Origin of the sequence: Rubrivirga sp. SAORIC476, assembly GCF_002283555.1 — a bacterium.
Classification (GTDB): domain Bacteria; phylum Bacteroidota; class Rhodothermia; order Rhodothermales; family Rubricoccaceae; genus Rubrivirga.
Genome location: NZ_MVOI01000002.1, coordinates 277357 through 298003 on the forward strand (window position 1 = coordinate 277357; position 20647 = coordinate 298003).

Annotated in this window: 19 protein-coding genes; 8 read left to right on the forward strand and 11 right to left on the reverse strand. The window is 73.0% G+C overall.

Annotation, left to right across the window (positions count from 1 at the left end; all coding sequences use genetic code 11):
- Positions 1-17: 17 nt before the first annotated feature.
- Positions 18-791 carry a class I SAM-dependent methyltransferase gene (locus tag B1759_RS01320; RefSeq protein WP_095513226.1) on the reverse strand — a complete coding sequence of 258 codons (774 nt, stop codon included), beginning with the start codon at positions 789-791 and terminating at the stop codon, positions 18-20.
- Between the two features lie 114 nt (positions 792-905).
- Here B1759_RS01320 and B1759_RS01325 point away from each other — a divergent pair, with 114 nt between their 5' ends.
- Positions 906-2735 carry a T9SS type A sorting domain-containing protein gene (locus tag B1759_RS01325; protein WP_095513227.1) on the forward strand — a complete coding sequence of 610 codons (1830 nt, stop codon included), beginning with the start codon at positions 906-908 and terminating at the stop codon, positions 2733-2735.
- Between the two features lie 39 nt (positions 2736-2774).
- Here B1759_RS01325 and pdxA read toward each other — a convergent pair whose 3' ends face one another.
- The 8 genes from pdxA to B1759_RS01365 all read right to left on the reverse strand — a co-directional run bounded on the left by pdxA (position 2775) and on the right by B1759_RS01365 (position 12021).
- Positions 2775-3773 carry a 4-hydroxythreonine-4-phosphate dehydrogenase PdxA gene (pdxA, locus tag B1759_RS01330; protein ID WP_095513228.1) on the reverse strand — a complete coding sequence of 333 codons (999 nt, stop codon included), beginning with the start codon at positions 3771-3773 and terminating at the stop codon, positions 2775-2777.
- Entirely contained in the window at positions 3773-5275 is a 1503-nt protein-coding gene (locus B1759_RS01335; RefSeq protein ID WP_095513229.1) for a M17 family metallopeptidase, read from the reverse strand. Before B1759_RS01335 ends, pdxA begins: the two co-directional genes overlap by 1 nt.
- A gap of 149 nt (positions 5276-5424) precedes the next feature.
- Positions 5425-6534, reverse strand: a complete 1110-nt coding sequence (locus B1759_RS01340) for a bifunctional oligoribonuclease/PAP phosphatase NrnA (protein WP_095513230.1) — start codon at positions 6532-6534, stop codon at positions 5425-5427.
- The gene (locus tag B1759_RS01345) at positions 6531-7856 is read right to left on the reverse strand and encodes an NAD(P)/FAD-dependent oxidoreductase (RefSeq protein ID WP_095513231.1); all 1326 of its coding nucleotides are present in this window, start codon (positions 7854-7856) and stop codon (positions 6531-6533) included. The genes B1759_RS01340 and B1759_RS01345 overlap by 4 nt, the downstream gene beginning before the upstream one ends.
- Before the next feature lie 83 nt (positions 7857-7939).
- On the reverse strand, positions 7940-8980 hold the full coding sequence (locus B1759_RS01350) for a hypothetical protein (RefSeq protein ID WP_095513232.1): 1041 nt from the start codon (positions 8978-8980) through the stop codon (positions 7940-7942).
- 49 nt (positions 8981-9029) lie between these two features.
- Positions 9030-9308, reverse strand: a complete 279-nt coding sequence (locus tag B1759_RS01355) for a hypothetical protein (protein WP_095513233.1) — start codon at positions 9306-9308, stop codon at positions 9030-9032.
- Positions 9309-9363: 55 nt separating this feature from the next.
- Positions 9364-10797, reverse strand: a complete 1434-nt coding sequence (gene rseP, locus B1759_RS01360; RefSeq protein ID WP_095513234.1) for an RIP metalloprotease RseP — start codon at positions 10795-10797, stop codon at positions 9364-9366.
- Between the two features lie 24 nt (positions 10798-10821).
- Positions 10822-12021, reverse strand: a complete 1200-nt coding sequence (locus tag B1759_RS01365; RefSeq protein ID WP_095513235.1) for a 1-deoxy-D-xylulose-5-phosphate reductoisomerase — start codon at positions 12019-12021, stop codon at positions 10822-10824.
- A 107-nt stretch (positions 12022-12128) separates the two neighbouring features.
- Between B1759_RS01365 and B1759_RS01370 the strand changes: the two genes are divergently transcribed.
- Positions 12129-14051, forward strand: a complete 1923-nt coding sequence (locus B1759_RS01370) for a tetratricopeptide repeat protein (RefSeq protein WP_095513236.1) — start codon at positions 12129-12131, stop codon at positions 14049-14051.
- Between the two features lie 18 nt (positions 14052-14069).
- Positions 14070-15317 carry an asparagine synthetase B gene (locus tag B1759_RS01375; RefSeq protein ID WP_095513237.1) on the forward strand — a complete coding sequence of 416 codons (1248 nt, stop codon included), beginning with the start codon at positions 14070-14072 and terminating at the stop codon, positions 15315-15317.
- On the opposite strand, the gene B1759_RS01380 is transcribed toward B1759_RS01375, so the two are convergent.
- Positions 15318-16211 (reverse strand): hypothetical protein, encoded by an 894-nt coding sequence (locus B1759_RS01380; protein WP_143537225.1) that lies wholly within the window; start codon positions 16209-16211, stop codon positions 15318-15320.
- Between the two features lie 235 nt (positions 16212-16446).
- Here B1759_RS01380 and B1759_RS01385 point away from each other — a divergent pair, with 235 nt between their 5' ends.
- Genes B1759_RS01385 through B1759_RS01400 form a run of 4 tightly spaced genes read left to right on the forward strand, consistent with a single transcriptional unit; the run spans position 16447 to position 18781 of the window.
- Positions 16447-16965 carry an acyl-CoA thioesterase gene (locus B1759_RS01385; protein WP_095513239.1) on the forward strand — a complete coding sequence of 173 codons (519 nt, stop codon included), beginning with the start codon at positions 16447-16449 and terminating at the stop codon, positions 16963-16965.
- Between the two features lie 40 nt (positions 16966-17005).
- Entirely contained in the window at positions 17006-17428 is a 423-nt protein-coding gene (locus B1759_RS01390; RefSeq protein ID WP_095513240.1) for a hypothetical protein, read from the forward strand.
- Positions 17429-17436: 8 nt separating this feature from the next.
- Entirely contained in the window at positions 17437-17859 is a 423-nt protein-coding gene (locus tag B1759_RS01395; RefSeq protein ID WP_095513241.1) for a cobalamin B12-binding domain-containing protein, read from the forward strand.
- Between the two features lies 1 nt (position 17860).
- Positions 17861-18781 carry an SDR family oxidoreductase gene (locus B1759_RS01400; RefSeq protein WP_095513242.1) on the forward strand — a complete coding sequence of 307 codons (921 nt, stop codon included), beginning with the start codon at positions 17861-17863 and terminating at the stop codon, positions 18779-18781.
- A gap of 4 nt (positions 18782-18785) precedes the next feature.
- Here B1759_RS01400 and B1759_RS01405 read toward each other — a convergent pair whose 3' ends face one another.
- The gene (locus tag B1759_RS01405) at positions 18786-19193 is read right to left on the reverse strand and encodes an META domain-containing protein (RefSeq protein ID WP_158225056.1); all 408 of its coding nucleotides are present in this window, start codon (positions 19191-19193) and stop codon (positions 18786-18788) included.
- Positions 19194-19346: 153 nt separating this feature from the next.
- Between B1759_RS01405 and serS the strand changes: the two genes are divergently transcribed.
- The gene (gene serS / locus B1759_RS01410) at positions 19347-20621 is read left to right on the forward strand and encodes a serine--tRNA ligase (RefSeq protein WP_095513244.1); all 1275 of its coding nucleotides are present in this window, start codon (positions 19347-19349) and stop codon (positions 20619-20621) included.
- Positions 20622-20647: the final 26 nt, after the last annotated feature.

Below are 20647 nucleotides of genomic sequence, written 5' to 3' on the forward strand. Positions count from 1 at the left end.
AAGAGAGAGCGCCCAAGCTACGCCGCCTCGACCACGTCGTCCGCTCGGGCGAACACCCAGTGGACGCGCTCGCTGGTCTCGTCGGCGTCCTCCTCCTCGAAGCCGTCGTAGGCCGCGACGGGCACGAGCCCGGCCGCCTCGGCCGCCGCCTGGACCTCGTCGAGCGTGTACGCCCGCTGGTGGTGCGTCTCGGTGACCTCGCGCCCGTCGGGAAGCGTCAACACGAAGTCGGTCGTGTGGAGGCGCGTCTCGGGGTCGTAGCGGCTCGTGCGCTGGTACGCGAACGCGTCCGTCTCGCCCGCGTCGTCGAACCCGTCGGCGTGGTTCTCCGAGTTGGCCGGGGTGGACTGGTCGATGATCGCGACGCCGCCCGGCGCGAGCGCGTCGCGGATGCTGGCGAGGAGGGCGGTGACTGCGTCGAGGTCGAGGAGGTAGTTCAGGCCGTCGTACACGAGCACCACCACGTCGGCGGGCGGGCCGGGGACCGCGTCGCCGAACGCGAGCGTGCCGAGCGCCACCGGCCGACCGGCCTGACGCACGCGCTCGCGGGCGACCTCGACCATGGCCTCGGAGCCGTCGTAGGCGCGGTAGGCGTAGCCGCCCGGGGGCGGACCGTACGGCTGGAGCGACACGGCCAGCGCGCCGGTGCCGCAGCCCAGTTCGACGAGGGTCTCCGCCTCGGGGTGATGCTCGCGCAGGAGCGACTGGAGGTAGGCCGCCCAGAACGGGTAGTCGACGTGCGCCATGACGGCGTCGTAGCCGGGGGCGAGGGCGGTGTAGGGAGCGGGCACGGGTCGGGCGGGGTGCGCTGCAAGGTCGGGCCAGGGGAGCACGCGGCGGCGGAAAATGCCGTGATACCTGTTCGGCCCAGATCGCGCATGAACGATCGACCCTCCCTCCTCCCCATGCTCCGCGCCCTTCCGCTCCTCCTCGCCCTCGTCCTCGCCACGGCGGCCCACGCCCAGCACGCGACGGCCTACCCCAACCCCCTCGGCGCCGGTCCGCTCACGGTCCAGCACGACGCCGAGGCGGCCGAGGTCGAACTATACGACGTGCTCGGCCGCCGCCTCGACCCGCGCTCCGACCTCGCGGCGGGCGTCTACCTCTGGCGCCTCCGCCTCGCCGACGGCACGGCCACGCCCGCCCAGTCGCTCACGAAGCTGGCGGCGGGACCGCTCGACGTGCACCTCGTCCGCGAGGCCCGCCCGGCCGCCCGGCTGGGGGCCATCGCCGAGGCGACGGTGGCCGACCGTGAGGGCTGCCGCGTGGCGGCGCCCGCGTTCGGCGGGTTGCAGCACGAGGGCCTGCGCGGGTCCACGCTCACACCCGTCGCTGGGGGCCTCGGCGTCTCGGGCGGACCGGCCTACGCGGCGCTCCTGACCTGCCTCCAGAACAGCGGCGGCGTGTCGTACGCCTTCCCGCAGGGCGCGTCGCCGTTCGCGACCGGCACCAGCCGTTTCGAGGCCGGGGCGATGGGCGCCGCCGGGACCGGCTTCCTCGACTCCGTCGCGGTCAACCTCCGCTCCGTCAGCGGCGGCTTCGCCGACCTCCGGTTCGGGACCGACGCCCAGTCCGCTCGTGCGCGCATGGTCTACGTGCTCGATTTCCTGCCGGATGGCGGCGTGGCGTTCCTCGACTCGGCGTTCGTCGCGCCGGGCACCCCCGTCACCCGGCGCATCGCGCGGATGTGGGGCGACGAGGGGCCGCTCGAGCTGTCCGGCCTCGCGTTCTCCAGCCGGCTGGAGCGGCCGGGCGGCGCGCTCCTCGACTCGGCCCTCGTCGCCGTCGCGGCGTTCCGCACATCTGACCCGAAGGGCGTGATGATCCAGATCGAGGGCGCGACGCTCCAGGGCGACGCCGTCGCCGTCGCCATCGCGCAGGTGGAGACCGCGATCCCGGCCGTGTTCGAGAAAGCGCTCCTGCAGACGACCGACGCCCAGTTCGGCGTCGAGGACCTCTCGTTCATGGCAGCCACCGGCGGCGACCCCACGCTCCAGGCGCCCGCCGTGCCCCGGCCGATGTGGCTCCAGCCGGCCGACCCCAACGGGCTGATGACCGACGCCGGGACGATGGAGATCCGCTGCGCGCGGGGCCGCTCGTGCAGCACTTACGGCGTCGTCGCCGTCCCGTCGCTCTACTCGACGTCAGGCATGGGCACCGAGGGGCTCGGCAACGGCTCGGCGCTAGCGGCGTCCGTGCAGGCGGGCGGGTTCGCGACCCGGAACGGGCGCGGCCTCGTCTTCAGCCCCGGCTCCCAGTTCGCGACCGAGGCCGTCTTCGTTCAGGAGATGCCGTCCGGCGCGACCACGACCGGCGCCGTGCGCGTGGTGGCCGGGACGCCGGGCAGCAGCAGCCTCGTGGTCGGCGTGCAGGACACCGGCGCCACGCCGACGGTCACGGGCGGCGAGGTCGTCTACCTCCGCGACGGCGTCGTCCGCCGCCAGTTCGACCTCACGCCCGGGACGCCCGTGAACCTCGGCCTCCGCGTCGAGCTCTCCGGCGCGTTCATCTCCATCCAGGCCGGCGGCGACCCCACGCTCGCGCCGTCGGGCCGGCTCGTGTTCCGTTACGTGGACGCGCTCCGGGCGAACAGCGCCGTCGAGGTCCGCCTCGACCTCGGCGACCGGACGCCGGAGGGGTACTACACGATCACGATGGAGCACCTGACGCCCTGGTCGCTCGACTTCATCGCGGTGAACGGCGGCGGCGATCCGACGTTCTCGGCCGGGCCCTGACCCACCGGCTCCCTCCGCCTCGGCATCGAGGCGGGGGCATCAGCCGGCGCGGCGGGCGGCCATCTGGGCCGCCATCCGGATCGCGGCGATCATCGACGATGCGTCGGCCACGTTTTTCCCAGCCACGTCGAACGCCGTCCCGTGGTCCGGGCTCGTGCGCACGATGGGGAGCCCGAGCGTGACGTTCACGCCGGCCCCCTGCGCGAGCGCCTTGAACGGGGCGAGGCCCTGGTCGTGGTACATCGCCACGACGGCGTCGGCGTGGCGCCAGCCGCCCCGGCCAAAGAACGCGTCGGCCGGGTGCGGGCCGGACACGTCGAGCCCGTCGACCCGGAGCGCGTCGAGCGCCGGGCGGATCGTGTCGATCTCCTCCGTCCCGATCACGCCGCCGTCGCCCGCGTGCGGGTTGAGGCCGAGCACGGCGAGGCGGGGCGCGGGGATGCCGAGGTCGGCGTGGAGCGCGTCGGCGAGCGTGCGGCAGACGCGCTGGATGCGGTCCGGCGAGACGAGCGCCGGGACGGCGGAGACCGGGACGTGGATCGTCACCAGCGCGACGCGGAGCGGCCCGGCAGGGAGGTCCGCCGCGAGGACCATCACGACGGTCGACGCGCCCGTCCGCTGCTGCAAGAACTCGGTGTGGCCGGGCACGGTGTAGCCCGCGAGTTGGATCGCCTCCTTCGAGATCGGCGCCGTGACGATCCCGTCCACGTCGCCCGCCAGCGCCAGGTCGATGGCGCACGCGACGGCCTCCATCGCGCGCCGCCCCCCCTCCGCCGTCGTCTGACCGACGTCGAGCACCGGCTCGCTGCCCGGGTCGGGGTCGAGGATGGCGAGCCCCTCCCCCGCCGCTTGGTCCGCATGGGTCACCTCGCGGACCGGCCCGAGGCCGAGCGCCTCGGCCTGTGCGCCCAGCACCGCCGCGCTACCCACCACGAGCAGGTCGGCCCCGAGATCGGACGGAGCGGCTTTCAGGATCACCTCGGGACCGATCCCGTTGGGATCGCCCAGGCTGACGGCGAGAAGAGGGCGGTCGCGCATCAGGAGGAGGTCCAGGGGCCGGGTTCAGATGCGAGGCGCGCATCCCCCCCGGCCTCGTCCACCAACAGGTCCAGCAGCAGGCGGACGCCGAAGCCGCTCGCGCCCTTCGGCCGGTAGCCGTAGGCCGCGTTGAGGAAGGACGGCCGCGCGAGGTCGACGTGGACCCACGGATACGCCGGGTCGCCCGCCGCGTCGCGCGTGAACGCCTCCAGGAACGCCGCCGCGGTGATGGTCCCCGCCATTCGCCCCCCGACGTTCTTCAGGTCCGCGATGTCGCTCGTCAACTGCTCGCGGTAGTGCGGGTAGAGCGGCAGCACCCACGACAGGTCGCCTGTGGCGTCGCCCGCGCGGTGGACGCGGTCGGCGAGGTCGCGGTCCTCGTGCCGTGCGAGGACGGCCGCGACGCGCTCGCCGAGGGCGACGCCCTGCGCGCCGGTCAGCGTAGCCGCGTCGAGCACCCAGCGCGGGTCGAGCCGCTGGGCGAGGCTGAGCGCGTCGGCGAGGATGAGGCGCCCCTCGGCGTCCGTGTTGAGGACCTCGACAGTGGCCCCCGAGTGCATCGTGAGCACGTCGCCGGGCGCGAAGGCGCGTCCGCCCGGTCGGTTGTCGGTCATCGGCAGCAGCCCGATCACGCGGAGCGGCAGCCCCAACCGCGCGGCGCCGACGACGGCCGCGGCGACCGCCGCCCCGCCCGCCATGTCGGCCTTCATGAAGTCCATCGAGTCCTTGGTCGGCTTCAGCGACAGCCCGCCGGTGTCGTAGGTCACCGTCTTGCCCACCAGGACGACCGGCGCGTCCGCTTCGGTGCCCTCGGGCGTCCACTCCAGCGTCACGAAGCGGGGCGGGTCGAGGCTGCCACGGTTGACGCCGAGCACGCCACCCAGCCGCTCGGCTTCGATCCGGTCCTTGTCCCAGACCTCGCAGCGGACGCCCGCGTCCTCGGCCACCTCGGCGACCAGGTCGGCCAGCGCCGCCGGCATCTTGGCGTCGGGCGGGAGGTTGACGAGGTCGCGGCACCAGGCCGTCGCCTCGGCGCGGACCGCCGCGCGCCCCACCGCTGCCGTCAGGCCGTCGGACGGGGTCTCCGCCCACAGCCCGAGCGCGACGGGGTCCTGCGGGTCCTCCGACCGGCACGCGTCGAACCGGTACCCGCCGAGCAGGAAGCCCTCCACGAGGGCCGCCGCCACGTCAGCGGATTCCCCCGGGGGGAGCGCCAGCACGGCGCGGTCGAGGTCGAGGCTGTCCGCCTGCCGAGCCGCCGCCGCCGCCGCCCAGCGCCAGCGCTCCAGGCCGGGTTCGTCGCCGAGGCGGACGACCAGCACGCGCGAGCCGTCAGGGCGGATGAGCATGGCCGGACGCTTCGCCGCCGCTGCGTCCGTCCGCGCGGTCTCATATGCGGGGCCGAGCGCCGCGCGCCACGCCTCCGGTCCGTCGCCGTCGACGGGGAGCACGAGGAGCCCGGTCGGGGAATCGAGGAGGTCGCCGGAGACGAGGTGGATCATGAGAGCGTGGGGGCGAGCGGCAGGCTCGGGTGTCGAGAGGCTGCCAGGATCCCGCCTTCGGGTTCGGGACGAGACGGAGGAGATGAGGGGCCGGCGAATCCGGCGCAGACCGCACCGCCCTGCATGCCGGCACAGGCCACCACGCGGGATCAGTCGATCGATCCCTTAAACTGGGCGAGCAGGGCGAGGTCTGCCTCAGAAAGTCCCCCGTCGTCATCGTCGTCCTCCGTCGCGCCCGGTGCGACGATGTGCATCGGGGCCGAGTCCACGACGTCCTTGATCGTGCGCGAGAGCTGGCCGTCCTTGACGAAGGCCCCGGATGCGTTGGCGTGCCCACCGCCGCCGAACCGGCTCGCCCACTGGTTGATCGGGCAGTCGCCCTTGGAGCGGAACGACAGCTTGACGCCGGACGACAGCTCCAGGAAGATGACTGCCGCGAGGACGCCGTCCAGCGACAGGCCGTAGTTGATCAGCCCCTCGGTCTCGTCGAAGAAGGCGCCCGACTGGCGGAGCATGTCCTGGGTGACGAACATCGTCGCCAGTCGGCCCTCGTAGTGGGTGGTGATGGTGGCGAGCGAGGCGCTCAGCAGCGCCAGCCCCTCGCGGCTGCGGCCGTCGAAGATCGAGATGTGGATCGGCTCCGGCGCCACGTCGCCGCGCTCCAGGATGTCGGCCACGATGGCGTGCGTCCGCGGCGTCGTCGCGCTGTAGCGGAACGAGCCGGTGTCGGTCATGATGCCGACGTAGAGCGCCGTCGCCACCGCCCGGTCGACCAGGGCCGGGTCGATGCCCGCGATCAGTTCGTAGGCGATCTCGGCCGCCGAGGCCGTGTCGGTACGCACGCAGGGCGCGTCGAACCACGTCTCCGGGTCCGGGTGGTGGTCGATCAGCAGCACCGGTCGCCCCGACTTGCGGAACACGTCTCCGACGGCCCCGAGGCGGTGAGCCGCGTTGGCGTCGACCACCAGGAGCGCGTCTGCCTCGGCGACGGCCTGGGCCTGGGCGAGGTCGCCGGACTCGTAGACCGCCATCAGGCCCGCCGGCTGCTCCTCGGCGAGCCAGTCGAGGTTGCGCGGCACCTTGTCGGTGTTCAGCACGAGGACGGTCTTGCCGAGCGCCTGGAGGGCGCGAGCGACCGCGATCTCCGTGCCGATGGCGTCGCCGTCGGGCCGGAGGTGCGTCGTGATGACGACGCGGTCGGCAGCGACGAGGGCGTCGCGGACGGCGGCGAGGGCGGGCGAATCGTGAACGGGGATCATGCGTCTGGCGCGGCGGGGGAAGCTACGCGCGCCGGTCGGCGCGGCGCCCCGAGGATGAGCCGCGGGCCGCGGTCGTAGGTGAGGTAGTTGTAGAACCAGTTGCCGAAGACGGCCGCACGGTTCCGGAAGCCCACCAGGCTCACGAGGTGGACGAGCAGCCACCCGACCCAGGCCAGGAAGCCGGTCAGCGTGAAGCCGCTGGGCAGCTGCAGGATGGCCGCGTTCCGGCCGATGGTCGCCATCTGGCCGAGGTCGTCGTACACGAACGGCTCGTCGATGGCGGCGAGGTCGCCCGAGTCCATCGCCTCGATCAGCTTTGCGGCGTGCTTGCCCTGCTGGATGGCCACCTGCGCGACCTGCGGGTAGAGCGCGCCCTCGGCGTCCGTCGCCCCGGCCGCATCCCCCACGACGAACACGCGGTCGTGACCGGGTGGGCGAAGCGTCTCATCGACCACGAGCCGCGCACCGCGGGTCTGCTCCAGCCCCAGCGCGTCGGCGAGCGGGTGGGCGCGGATGCCCGCAGCCCAGACGACCGTCTTCGCAGCGATGCGTTGCCCGTCGGCCAGCGTCACGCCGTCCGCGTCGACCGTGGCCACGTTGACGCCGAGGCGGACCTCGGCGCCTTTGCCCACGAGCGTCTCGCGGGCGTACTCGCGCAGCGACGGGTCGTAGCCGGAGAGCGGCAGCCGGTCCCCGTCGACCAGCACCACGTGGGCCCGGTCCACCTCGACCGCGGGAAAGTCCTTCGACAACACCCCGAACAACTCGCGCAGCGCGCCCGACATCTCGACGCCGGTCGGGCCACCGCCCACCACCACGGTCGTCAGCGCCCCCGTGTCGAGCAGCGACGGGTCGGACGCGACCGCCTCGAACTGGCGGAGGACGTGCGACCGGAGCGCGACCGCGTCGCCGACGCTCTTGAGTGGGAAGCCGTGCTCCTCGGCCCCCTCGACGCCGAAGTAGGCCGTCGCCGCCCCCGGTGCCAGCACGAGCACGTCGTACGGGATCGTCCCCCCGTCGGCCAGCGCCAGCGTCCGCGCCTCGAAGTCGGCACCGACGACCGTGCCCATCCGGACTTCGGTGTTCGCCTGGGAGCGGACGATGTGGCGGATCGGCTGCGTGATGTCGTTCACGTCCAGCCCCGCCGTCGCGACCTGGTACAGCAGCGGCTGGAACGTGTGGAAGTTGTTCTGATCCACCAGGAGCACGTCTACGGCCGCGCTCTCCAGCGCGAGCACGCATTCCAGCCCGCCGTGCCCTGAGCCGACGACGACCACGCGAGGGCGGACTCCGGGTGCGAGATCGAGCGCGGCGCGAGGCATGGCATCAGCGGGGAGGGGCGCCGCCTACGCTCCGCGCACGCACCGGGTTGATCGGAGTGCGTGAAGCCTGAGGGGACCTCCCGTCAGAAGCCCTGTGGGTTGGTCAGCAAGACGCGCCATGCCCCCGCCACGTCTCGACGCACCGTGACGGCCGTCACCGCCGAGGTGCCACCATCGAGGCCGTCCGGGGCGCGCAGCAGCACGTGTGTTACTGGCCCATCGGCGAGTTCGCCGACCACCGACACCGGCGGACCGGGCGGCCCCCACACTCCCAGCACGTCGAGGCCGGCGAGGTAGAGCGCCGCCAGGTCGCGGTCGGATAGTCGACCGAGGTCTGCGGGCGCAGTCCCCGTCAGCACCGACGCGAACGCGAACGCCCCTTCCTGCAGGCCGTCGCGGACGATCACCGTCGGTCCGTCGAGGCGGAGCAGGCCGATTGCATCCTCCCGGAGCGCGGCCTGGGCGTCGGGGTGGAGCCGGTCGGCAGCGCGGCCCCACGCCTGCCCGTCAATGGCTTCCACGAACGCCCGTGCGGCCACCGACGGACCATCCGAGGCGGACAGAGGCGTGCGGTCCAGCGGCTCGTCGGTGGGAGTCGGGCGCTCCCAGGGGGCGAGGGGCTCGTCGGCGGGCGTAGCGGGGGGCGCCTGAGAGACGCTCCGCCCCCACGGGCGAGGCGGGGAGTGCGTCACCGGCCGGGCCGGCTCTGAAGGCGGGAGACTCGGCACGACCGCTTCGTCCCCCCGTAGCGACGCCGCCAGCGCCTCCGCGTCGGCCTGGGAGAACCCGGGGAGCGTCACCAATCCGTTCGGCACCGTGGACGCGATGCGCGGCATCGCCAGCACGCGCCCGCCATGCGTCACCGCGACGACGGAGCCCGCCTTCGCCGTCGTCACCCGCGCCAGATCGGCGGCGGGGCCGCTTTCCAGCCAGACCGTGACTGCAAACGTGCCATCGGCATCCTCCTCCAGCCCGACGGTCGCGATGGCGGTCAGCGGCAGGTCGAGCAGGACCTCCTGTAGCGTCTCGCTGCCGTCAGCCACCGCGTGGAGCTTTAGCCCCTCCTGGGCGCAGACGGACGACGCGAACAGCAAGGCGAGGCAGGCGACGGAAACGAGGCGCATGGATCCAGGGGAGACGGTCCTCCAACGGACGGGGCGTCTGGATCGCACGTCACTCGGCGTCGTCGCCCTCGATGGGCTCGTGGCCGTGGTGGTCGCCGTGCGCCTTCACGTAGCGGCGGTTGTACTCGCGCTCGTACTCCATGTCCACGTCCTTGCTCTGCTGGACGCGGTCGAAGGCCGGGTTCGACGGGTCGAGGCGGACGTCGTCCTCGGTGGGCTCGTTGAAGAGCCGCATCGCCTGCGGGGCCTCGTCGCCGGACACCTCGGGATCGCGGTCGTCGATGGGGTCGGGGCCGTCGATGGGGGTCGAGTCGGGGTCGGTGCTCATGGGTCCGGGGGTCTGGCTTGTTCCAATGCCCGGCCTCCGAAAACGTTCACCCGGCTCAGCCGAACCAGCGGACAGCGTCGTTGAAGATGACGAACACCATCAGCGCCAGGATCAGCGCGACGCCGAGCTGCTGCACCACCAGCCGCACCTTGAGCGACGGCTCGCGGCGGACGACGGCCTCGTAGGCGAGGAACACCAGGTGCCCGCCGTCGAGGGCCGGGATGGGCAAAATGTTGAACACTGCGAGCGCGATCGACAGGTAGGCCACGAACTCCCAGAACACGCGCAGCCCGCGGTCGGCGGCCTCCTTGGACTGCTTCGCGATCATGAGCGGCCCGCCGACGTTGTCGCGGACGCTCTCGCGGCCGGTCACCAGCTTGCCGATGAAGCCGAAGGTCGCCGTCACGTTGCCCACTGTGCGGTCGACGCCCGAGGCCAGCGCGGCGCCGAGGCCGAGGGTCTCGGTGCGCTGCCCGATGGCCGTCGCGTCCAGCAGAACGCCCAGCTGGTAGGTCTCGCCCGACGCGCGGGGGGCGATCTCGGCTGCGTAAACGTTGGCGGCGCCCCGGCGCTCGACGAGCCGGGCGGGCGGGCGGGCCGCGCCGAGGGAGTCGGGACGTGCCCAGACGACCTCGACGGGCTGGCCGCCGCTGGTCTGCACCTGCTCGGTGAGGCGGTCCCAGGACACCGTCGGCTGCCCGCCGATGGACAGGATGCGGTCTCCGGCCTGGAGCCCCGCCTCGTCGGCAGCCGACCCGGCCGAGACGGATGCCAGCACGGGCGGGAGCCGCAGCGAGATGCCGAAGACGGACTCCAGCGAGGCGTCGTCGCCCGCCCGCTCCACCTCGGTCGACAGGCGCGACAGCTGCGATGCGAGGCCCTCGGGACCCGTCAGCACGGCCTCGCCGTCGGCGCGGAGCACGGTCAGTTCGAAGGGGTCGCCCGCGAGCGACTCCGGCGTGAACACCTCCTCGAAGCGCTCGATGCGCTCGCCGTTGACGGCCACGACCCGGTCGCCCGACTGGAGCCCCATCTCGGCCGCCACCGAGCCCTCCGCGATCTCCAGCGGCACGTTCTCGGCGGGCGTGTAGGAGCGGCCGTAGGCCAGCGCCAGCGCCGCGAACAGGATGACGGCGAAGACGAGGTTGAAGATGACCCCCGCCGAGATCACGATGCTGCGCTGCCAGACCGGCTTCGACCGGAACTCGTCCGGCTCCGGGTCGCTTTCGAGCCCCTCCGCGTCCATGCTCTCGTCCACCATGCCCGCGATCTTGACGTAGCCGCCGAGCGGGATCGCGCCCAGCCGGTACTCCGTCTGGCCCACCTTCTTGTAGAGGAGGTTCGGCGGGAAGCCGAGCGAGAACGCGTCCACGCGCATCCCGAACAGGCGCGCGGCCAGGAAGTGGCCCAGCTCGTGGACGAACACGAGCACGCCGAGCGCGAGCGCGACCCACAGGAAGTAGGACAGCGAGTTGAAAATGGCCTCCATCAGGTACGGGGGACGGCCGGGCCGTCAGACAGTGTAGGGAGCGCGGGCCTCAGAGGCCGCGCGGCGGGCGTCCCGGTCAACGGCGAGCAGGTCGTCGAGCGTGCCCGCGGGGCGGGCCACCGCGAGACCGGCCTCGACGAGGCGGGGGACGTCGGGAAAGCGGATCGAGCCGTCGAGGAAGCGGGCGACCGCGACCTCGTTGGCAGCATTCAGTGCAGCCGGGGACGAGCCGTCCGCACGCAACGCGGCGTAGGCCAGGCCCAGGCAGGGGAATCGGTCGGTGTCGGCCGCCTCGAACGTGAGGGGACCGGTGCGGGTCCAGTCGAGGCGCGGATGGTCGGCGGGCCAACGGTCCGGGAACGAGAGCGCGACCTGGATGGGCACCCGCATGTCGGGCGGCCCCACCTGCGCCTTCGACGAGCCATCCACGAACTCGACCACCGAGTGGATGATCGATTCGGGGTGGACGACCACGTCGATCCGGTCCGCCGGGATGTCGAACAGCCAGTGCGCCTCGATGACTTCGAGCCCCTTGTTCATCATCGTCGCCGAGTCGACGGAGATCTTCGCCCCCATCGACCAGTTGGGGTGGGCGACGGCCTCGGCGGGGGTGATGGCGCCGAAGGTGGACGCCGGGCGCTCGCGGAACGGGCCGCCCGAGGCGGTCAGGACGAGACGGTCGACACAGCCCTCCGGCTCGCCGACGAGGCACTGAAACAGCGCCGAGTGCTCGGAGTCGACCGGGATCACGACCGCGCCGGACCGCGCCGCGGCGTCGCGGACGAGCGCGCCCGCCACCACGAGCGACTCCTTGTTGGCCAGCGCGATGGTCTTGCCCGACTCGGCGGCTGCGAGCGTCGGCCGGAGCCCCGCGGCGCCCACGATGGCGGCGACGACGATCTCGGCACCCGAGTCCTCGGCGAGGGCGCGGACGGCCTCCGCCCCTGCGGCCACGTCGATCCCAGTGCCAGCGAGCGCGCCGCGGAGGGACGCGTAGGCGCTCTCGTCCGCGATCACGACCCGTTCCGGGCGGACGGCCCGGGCCTGCTCGGCCAGCGTCTCCCAGCGCGTGCCCGCGGCCAGCGACACGACGCGCAGCCGGTCCGGGAAGCGCGCGGCCACCTCCAGCGTCTGGACGCCGATGGAGCCCGTCGAGCCGAGGACGGCGACGCCGCGAGGGTCGGCGCCGGGGCGCGGCGCGGGCGGGCGAAGGTCGGGGAGCATAGAGCGGCGCCGCACGAACGGCGCGTCCGGGGCGTTGACGGCGGGCGCCCAAGATAGCGGTGCCCACGCCGGGCCTCCCTACCTTGCCGACCCGCCCCCGCCCGTCCGTGCTGACTCCGTCGACCTCCCGGCTCCGATTCGCTCTCCTGGCCGCGTCGCTCGGGGTGACCACGTGGACGAGCCCGGCCGCCTCGGCGCAGGTCCCGATCCCCCGCCCGCGCCCGATCGTGGACGCCGCCCCGACGGGCTCGCAGGCCTACGCGCTCGCGGCGACGCTCCTCGCCAACGGCCGCGTCGACGAGGCGACGGCGCTCCTGGAGGACCTGCTCGCCCAGAGCCCCGCCGACGTGGCCGTCCTGATCAAGCTGGAAGAGGCCTACGTCGCCGCCCGCCGCTTCGACGACGTGGTCGCCCTGGTGGAGCGCCGCATCGAGCGGGAAGGCCCGTCGCCGGCCTTGCTCGCCTCTCGCGGCACGGCCCTCTACCGCGCCGACCGCACCGAGGAGGCCGACCGTGCCTTCGCCGAGGCCGTAGACCTCGCGCCGGACGACGCGCAGACCTACCGCCTCGTGGTCAACGAACTGGGCACGCTTCGGCTCTTCGACCGGGCGGCGGCCATCCTGCAGCAGGGCCGCGACCGCCTCGGCGATGCCATCGCGTCGGTCGAGCTGGCGCACGTCTACGGCCTCGCGCTCGACTACCCCCGCGCGGTCGCGCTGTACCTGGAGGCGCTCGCTGGCGACCCGGCGCTCCGCCCCGTCGTCCAGGCCCGGCTGACGCGGATGGTCACCGGGCAGGGCGCTCCCGAAGCGTTCGCGACGGCCTTCGCGCGAGCCGCCGCGCTCGACCCGTTGGACCGGAGCGTCCGGGAGTTGCAGGCGTGGCTGGCGCTGGAACAGGGCGAGTACGACGTGGCGCTCGACGCCGTCCGGGCGCTGGACCGGCTGGAGCAGGACGAGGGGGAGTCGCTGGTGATCTTCGCCGCTCAGGCCGCCGCCGCGGGCGCTCCCGAGGCCGCCGCCCGCGCCCTCGACGAGGTACTGGACCGGCACCCCGACCGCCCCGCAGCGCGGACTGCGCTGTTCGCGCGCGCGCGCCTCTGGGACGAACAGGCCCGCGACGACCGCGAACGCGCCGACCTCGGCCCCACACCCGCGGCGGACTCGGCGAAGGCTGCCTACACGGCCTACCTCAACCGCTACCCCATCAGCGACCAGCGCCCGCGCACGGCGCTCCTCCTCGCCGACCTGCTGCGCGATGTCTATCGGGACTTCGATGGGTCGGAGGCCCGGCTCACCGAGGCCGCTGCGGGGCGCGACGTCGGCATCGCCAACCGCGCCCGGCTGATGCTGGGGGAAGTCGCCCTTCGCCGCGGCGACCTCGACACGGCCCGCCAGCGCTTCGCGGACGTGGACGAGTCCGTGCGAATCGGCCCGCTCGCGGAGCAGGCGCGCTACGAGCTGGCGCTGATCGACTTCTACGAGGGCTTTATGTACTCCGCCCTCGCCCGCGCCGAGGCCCTCGACGAGGACACGGCCGCCGAGGCCGCCAATGACGCCATCGCCCTCCGCGTGACGCTCAACGATGCCCTTGACCCCGACGTGCTGCCGGGCCCCGACGTCGACCTCTCCGCCGATCCGCTGTACGTCTACGGCCGCGCCGCGCTCCGCCACCGCCGCGGCCTCTCGGCCGAGGCCCTGGCGACACTCGACTCCCTCGACGCCGACCTTCCCCCCGCGCACGCGCTTGCCGACGAGTCCCTCTACCTCCGTGCCTCCGTGCTCCTCGAGCGCGGCGAGCCCGCCGAGGCCGTCGCCGTGCTGGATGCCCTCCTCTCCCAGCAGCCGATGTCGTTCTTCCTGGACCGAGCCCTGCGCCTCCAGGCGCGGACCTACGAGGGCGAACTGAGCGACCCGGCGACCGCCGCCGAGCGGTACGACAGGCTTCTGGAGCGCTTCCCCGGCTCCCCGCTGGCGCCCGAGGCGCGGGAGGCGCTGCGCCGGCTCCGCGCCACGCTGGGGGCCTCCTAGATTACATGCAATAACGGAATGAGAGCCTACGTCCTCCTGTTCGTCGCCCTCCTCGCCCTGCCCGCCGCGGCGCAGGACCTGCTCATCCCCATGGACGACGCGCAGGCGGATCACCTCCGCGCCTACGGCGCCGTCTACGTCGCCCTCGATCGCGGCCTCGACGTGGACTGGCTGCTGAACGTCCGCGGCGGGTCGTTCGTCGTCCCCGCCGAGGCGGACCTGCAGACCGAGCTTCGGGCGCGCGGCGTGAGCTTCGAGCGGGTAAACGGAACCCAGGCCGTCGCCGACGCCGAGTCGCCCGCGGCCAACACGTCGGTCGTCCGGCTGGAGAAGGCGCCGACCATCGCCGTCTACGCGCCCGACCAGACCCTCCCCTGGGACGACGCCGTCCTGCTGGCGCTGACCTACGCCGAGGTGCCCTACGAGACGATCTACGACGCCGACGTGCTCGCCGGGCGGCTCGGCGAGTTCGACTGGGTGCACCTCCACCACGAGGACTTTTCGGGGCAGTACGGCAAGTTCTTCTCGGCCTACGGCGCGACGGCCTGGTACCAGCAGCAGCAGCAGGAGGCCGAGGCATCGGCGCGAGCGTTCGGATTCGCGAAGGTGAGCCAGCTCAAGCTGGCCGTCGCGCAGGCCATCCGCCAGTACGTCGTCGAGGGCGGCTTCCTGTTCGCGATGTGCTCCGGCGCCGACACGTTCGACCTCGCGCTCGCCGCCGCCGGGCTCGACATCGTCCCGGCCGAGATCGACGGCGACGGGCAGACGCCGGGCGTCCGCGGGATGCTCGACTACTCCGGCACGCTCGCCTTCCAGGACTTCCATCCCGAACTCAACGTGATGGAATACGAGCACGCCGACATCGACGACCCGCCGCCGCCCGCTCTCCGCAACCCGCTCACGGACTACTTCACGCTCTTCGAGTTCTCCGCCCGCTGGGACCCCGTCCCCACCATGCTGACGCAGAACCACGTCGCCAGCGTGCGCGGCTTCATGGGCCAGACGACGGCCTTCCAGCCGGAGATGATCAAGCCCGGCGTGGTCGTGCTCGCGAAGAGCCCCACCACGGACGCGGTCCGCTACCTCTACGGCCCGGCCGGTCAGGGCTTCTTCGCCTTCTACGGCGGCCACGACCCGGAGGACTACCAGCACTACGTCGGCGACCCGCCGACGGACCTGTCGCTGCACCGCAACTCGCCCGGCTACCGGCTGATCCTCAACAACGTCCTCTTCCCGGCCGCGAAGAAGCAGCCGCAGAAGACCTGATCACGCATGGGCGGCGACGGCCGGCACCCGCTGAGGTGCAGGCGCCGTGCTCGCCTCGGACACCACCTCGGCGGCCTCGGTCGCGGGGGCGGCCCTGCGGAGCGCGAGGTCCCAGTGGGCCCAGGCCCACGGCTCGGCCCGGATGAACGCCTCCATGCGGTCCAGCACCGCGCGCTCGTGGCTCGGGATCGGCCCCTCGACGTCCACCCACGGGACGCCATCCTGAATGCCACCGGTGAGGACGTAGACCGGCGCGTCCGCGGCACGCGCGAGGCGGGCGGCGCCGGTGGGAAGGGGCACCGACAGGCCGAGAAGCGACTGGTTCGGCACGGCGCCCGGCTCGACGATTACGTCCTGCAGGATGAGCAGCGGCGTGCCCGAGCGCAGCGCCCGGAGGTACTGCGTCACGCTTCCGCCAGGGACCAGCTGGGTGGCCGAGAAGGCCTCGTCGCGAACTCGCGCCTTCTCGGCGATCCAGCGCTGCGTGACGTCCGGCACCTCCGACGGCAACGCCCCCCCCTCACCACTGAACGGAATCCGGACGAAGCGGCACCGGGTCTCCGTCGTCCAGATGCCCATGCGGACGGTCCCGAAGGCGCTCCACGACACGAGAACGGACGCACCCTCCAGCTCGGCCCAGGCGGCAGCGCCGGGCCGAACCTGGATCGGCACGTCAGGCTGGAGGTAGCTGAAGGTCTCGCGGAGCCGCGACCGCACTTCCCGGATGCAGTAGCGGATCAGCGGGAGTCCCGTCGCCGGCTCGCCCAGTTGCCGCAGATAGCGGCGCCGATGGTGCCCCCCGAACAGAACGAGCAGCAGCCCCATCGGGACGGCCAGTACCCCACCGAGGCGGTCCAGCGTCCGGAACGGCACTCGTTGTGCGAGCGGGCGCACGCCGAGGTAGAACACTCCGTGCACGGCTCTCCAGAGAACCCGCTTCAGTCGGAGTGAGGGGGAAACGTTGGCCATGCGCGTAGAAGGGACAGCCGTCTCTCCCCGCGAATCCCGTCCCAGGCCCGGAGTCGGCCCCGGCACGAGCCTAGTTTGTCACGTTCCGGTTCCCCTCTGCCTCCATACGCCCCCCTCCGCTACCGTGACTGCAAAGCCGCCCTCCGTCGGCACGTGTCGAATGAACGAGCTCGTGTTGCCGAACGACACCAACACGCTCGGCAACCTGATGGGAGGGCGGCTGCTGCACTTCATGGACGTGTGCGCCGCCATCGCCGCCCAACGCCACTCCAACCGGACGGTCGTGACGGCGAGCGTGGACTCGGTCGACTTCCGCGCCGCGGTTCGTCTCGGGGAAGTCGTGGTGCTGGAGGCGGCCGTCACGCGCGCGTTCACGACCTCGATGGAGGTCGGCATCGAGGTCTGGGCCGAGGACAACGCGACGGGCGAGCGCCGCCACTGCAACCGGGCGTTCTACACCTTCGTGGCGGTCGACCAGAGCGGACGCCCGATCCCGGTGCCGCCGCTGGCCCCCGAGACCGACGAGGAGCAGGCGCGCTACGACGCCGCCGCCCGGCGCCGCGAGCTGCGCCTCGTCCTGGCCGGTCGCCTCCGCCTCGACGAGGCCGACGACCTCCGGGAGCACCTCAATGCGCTCCCTCTCGACCCACCGGAGAGCGAGAGGGAGCCCGGCGGCTGACTGCGCGTTGATGGGGGCCCACCACCCTTCCCCTCTCTCCATGCGTCCTCTCTTCGTTCTCACGCTGGCTCTCGTCTTCGCCGCCCCCGCCTCCGCCCAGTTCGCCATCGGCGGCCAGGTCGGCGACCCGACGGGCCTCTCTCTCAAGTTCGGCCAGGGGGCTGGCTCCGTGATCCTGGCGGTCGGCTGGGACCTCGACGAGTCGGTCTCCGCTGAAGGCCACTACCTGCTCCGCGAGCGCCGTCTCCAGGGATCGCGGACTGCGTCCGTGTTCTACGGCCCCGGCCTGTTCGTCCGCACCGGCGGCCCGACCGACGACTTCGGCGTGAGCCTGGGAGTCGGCCTGGAAGTCGACCTGGTCCCTGAGATCGAGATCTACGGCCTCGTCTCCCCGCGCCTCCAGCTGATCGAGGACACCGACTTCGACCTCGGAGCCGGGCTCGGCCTCCGGTTCAAGCTGTAGGTTCCAGCATGCCCGACACGCTCTCCCGCCCGATCCGCGTCCTCATCGCCAAGGTCGGCCTCGACGGCCACGACCGCGGGGCCAAGGTGGTCGCTGCCGCCCTCCGCGACGCGGGGATGGAGGTGATCTACACCGGCCTCCGCAAGACGCCCGAGGTGGTCGTCCGCGCGGCCGAGGAGGAGGACGTGGACGCGGTCGGCGTGTCGATCCTGTCGGGCGCCCACGGTACCGTGCTGCCCCGCGTGCGGGCGCTGCTCGACGACGCCGGGCTGGACGACGTGCTGCTGGTCGCCGGCGGCACCATCCCATCCGACGACGCCGACGACCTGATGGCGCGCGGCATCGTGGACCACGTCTTCACGCCGGGCGCCTCGCTGGCGTCCATCGCCGAGGCCCTGGCGGCCTCCGTCGCCGAGCGCCGGGGCGACTGACGTGTTCCCGCCCCGCATCCTGATCACGGGCGCCAACGGGCTCGTGGGGCAGGCGCTCACGCGCGCTGCCGCCCGCCTGCCCGGCGCCGACGTGCTGGCGACCTCGCTGAGCACGGCGGTCGTCCGCACGCGCGGCGGCACGGCCCGCCTCGACGTGCTCGACGGCGACGCGGTGGAGCGAATGATCCAGGACTTCGCGCCCGACGTGGTGCTCCACGCCGCCGGGCTGGCGCAGGTGGAAGCCTGCGAGGCCGACCGGGAGGCCTGCTGGGCCCTCAACGTGGACGCCGTCGCGACGATGGCGGCGGCCTGCCAGCGCCACGGCGCGCGCCTCGTGCTGCCGTCGACCGACTTCGTGTTCGACGGCACCGCCGGGCCCTACGCGGAGACCGCACGCCCGGCGCCGCTCAACGCGTACGGACGCTCGAAGCTGGCCGCCGAGAACGCCCTCAAGGCGTCGCGGCTGACCGACTGGGCCGTCGCGCGGACGACGCTCGTGTTCGGCGCCCCTGCGGGCGTCGTGCCGCGGCTCGACCTCGTCCGCTGGCTGATCCGCGAGTTGCGCGCCGGGCGCCCCGTCCGCGTCGCCGCCGACCAGCTCCGCACCCCGACCTACGACGACGACCTCGCCGACGGCATCCTGCGGATCGTGCGCTTCCGGCGCTCGGGCGTGTTCCACCTCTCGGGCCGCGAGAGCCTGTCCATCCTCGGCGTGGCCCACCGCGTCGCCGAGGCGTTCGACCTCGACGCCGGGCTGATCGCGCCCGCGACGACCGCCGCGTTGCATCCGGGCGCGCCGCGTCCGCTCCAGGGCGGCCTGCTGATCCTTCGCGCGGAGAGCGAGTTGGGCTTCCGTCCCCGCTCACTGGACGCCGCGCTCGACGCCGTCCGCGACCGGCTCGGGCTGGACGCTCCCGCCTGACCTACTACTGGTCGGCCGGGACGAAGAAGACCTGGGCGTCCACGCTGTCCGGGAGAACGACCAAGAAGGCGCCCTCGCGCCGCAGCACGGACGTCCCGCTGAGGTAACGCTCCAGCTCGACCGTACCGACCGGGCAGCCCCGCCGCGTGCACGCCAGCGCGTCGGTGACCGTGAGCACGCTGTCGCGGACCGTGTAGCGACCCGAGCACTGGTTGCAGGAGGCGATCGCGAGCGAGCCCTCCGGCCCGAACGAAACCTGCTGGCCCGACCCGCGCACCACCGCGGCATCCGTCGGGACGATCCGTTCGAGCGACCAGGTGGTGCCCGGCAGGTCAGAGGCCGCGCCGACGGCCGGGGCAGGCTGGCACGCCGCGAGGAGCAGAACGGGGACGAGAGCGAGGAGGACGCGCACGGGAGGCTCGGGGGGAGACGCCGAAAGGTACTGGAGAGCCGGACCTGGATCCCAGCGTCCGTCCCCCGGGCGGAGAGCCTGCGAAGGCGCCCGCCTCGGGGCCGCCGCCGACCGAGCCGGGCTAGCTTTGCGCACCGCTTCTCCCCGACCGTGATGATCGACCTCGACCTCCTCCGCGACGACCCCGACCGCGTGCGCCGCTCGATGGAGGCCAAGCGCCTCGGCGACCCCGCCACCGTCGGCCTGGCGCTCGACCTCGACACGCGCCGCCGCGAGGCCGTCACCACGCTCAACCGCGTCCAGCAGCGCCAGGGCGAGTTGGGCCGCGAGATCGGCCCGCTGATGAAGGCGGGCAAGCGCGACGAGGCCGCCTCGCTCCTGGCCGAGTCGAACGCGGTCAAGGCCCAGGCCAGGGACCTGGAAGAGACCGTCCGCGGGCTGGACGCCGAGTTGCGGGACGCCATGCTGGCCATCCCCAACCCGATCCACGAGAGCGTGCCGGTCGGCGGCGAGGACGCCAACGTGGTCGAGGCCGAGATCGGCGAGGTCCCGACGTTCGACTTCGAGCCCCTCCCCCACTGGGACCTCTGCGAGCGCCACGGGCTGGTCGACTTCGAGCGTGGCGCCAAGGTCACCGGCGCGGGCTTCCCGTTCTACATCGGCCAGGGCGCGCGGCTGCAGCGGGCGCTCATCGCCCTCTTCCTCGACCTCGCCACCGAGGCGGGCTACACCGAGGTGCAGGCGCCGATCCTGGTCAATGAGGCCTCGGGCATCGGGACGGGGCAGCTCCCGGACAAGGAGGGGCAGATGTACCACACGGCCGCCGACGACCTCTACATGGTCCCGACCGCCGAGGTGCCGCTGACCAACTACCTCCGCGACGAGATCCTGCCGCCGGACGTCCTCCCCATCAAGTACACCGGCTACACGCCCTGCTTTCGCCGCGAGGCGGGCAGCTACGGCAAGGACGTGCGCGGGCTAAACCGGCTCCACCAGTTCGACAAGGTCGAGCTGGTCCGGTTCGTCCGCCCCGAGGAGAGCTACGACCACCTGGAGCAGCTTCGCGAGGACGCCGAGCGCGCGGTGCAGGCGCTGGACCTCCCCTACCGCCGCCTCGTGCTCGCCTCGGGCGACCTCGGCGTGACGCAGGCCAAGACGTACGACCTGGAGGTCTGGAGCGCGGGCCAGGGCCGCTGGCTGGAGGTCTCGTCGGTGTCCAACTTCGAGTCCTACCAGGCGCGACGGGCCAACGTGCGCTTCCGCCCGGCCGAGGGCGAGAAGCCGCAGTTCGTCCACACCCTCAACGGGTCGGGGCTGGCGCTGCCGCGCATCGTGGCGGCGCTGCTGGAGAACGGCCAGCAGGCCGATGGCTCCATCGTGCTGCCCGAGCGCCTGGCGGCGTACGCCGGATTCGACCGGATCGGCTAGCCCCATCGCCCGCCTCGGCACGACGG

What these genes read in the sequence shown, in the direction of transcription:
- serS (WP_095513244.1), top strand. Translation starts at nt 19,347, where the DNA reads ATGATCGACCTCGACCTCCTCCGCGACGACCCCGACCGCGTGCGCCGC.
- B1759_RS01335 (WP_095513229.1), bottom strand. Translation starts at nt 5,275, where the DNA reads ATGATCCACCTCGTCTCCGGCGACCTCCTCGATTCCCCGACCGGGCTC.
- B1759_RS01355 (WP_095513233.1), bottom strand. Translation starts at nt 9,308, where the DNA reads ATGAGCACCGACCCCGACTCGACCCCCATCGACGGCCCCGACCCCATC.
- pdxA (WP_095513228.1), bottom strand. Translation starts at nt 3,773, where the DNA reads ATGCGCGACCGCCCTCTTCTCGCCGTCAGCCTGGGCGATCCCAACGGG.
- B1759_RS01340 (WP_095513230.1), bottom strand. Translation starts at nt 6,534, where the DNA reads ATGATCCCCGTTCACGATTCGCCCGCCCTCGCCGCCGTCCGCGACGCC.
- B1759_RS01325 (WP_095513227.1), top strand. Translation starts at nt 906, where the DNA reads ATGCTCCGCGCCCTTCCGCTCCTCCTCGCCCTCGTCCTCGCCACGGCG.
- B1759_RS01395 (WP_095513241.1), top strand. Translation starts at nt 17,437, where the DNA reads ATGCCCGACACGCTCTCCCGCCCGATCCGCGTCCTCATCGCCAAGGTC.
- B1759_RS01375 (WP_095513237.1), top strand. Translation starts at nt 14,070, where the DNA reads ATGAGAGCCTACGTCCTCCTGTTCGTCGCCCTCCTCGCCCTGCCCGCC.
- B1759_RS01390 (WP_095513240.1), top strand. Translation starts at nt 17,006, where the DNA reads ATGCGTCCTCTCTTCGTTCTCACGCTGGCTCTCGTCTTCGCCGCCCCC.
- B1759_RS01365 (WP_095513235.1), bottom strand. Translation starts at nt 12,021, where the DNA reads ATGCTCCCCGACCTTCGCCCGCCCGCGCCGCGCCCCGGCGCCGACCCT.
- B1759_RS01385 (WP_095513239.1), top strand. Translation starts at nt 16,447, where the DNA reads ATGAACGAGCTCGTGTTGCCGAACGACACCAACACGCTCGGCAACCTG.
- rseP (WP_095513234.1), bottom strand. Translation starts at nt 10,797, where the DNA reads ATGGAGGCCATTTTCAACTCGCTGTCCTACTTCCTGTGGGTCGCGCTC.
- B1759_RS01345 (WP_095513231.1), bottom strand. Translation starts at nt 7,856, where the DNA reads ATGCCTCGCGCCGCGCTCGATCTCGCACCCGGAGTCCGCCCTCGCGTG.
- B1759_RS01350 (WP_095513232.1), bottom strand. Translation starts at nt 8,980, where the DNA reads ATGCGCCTCGTTTCCGTCGCCTGCCTCGCCTTGCTGTTCGCGTCGTCC.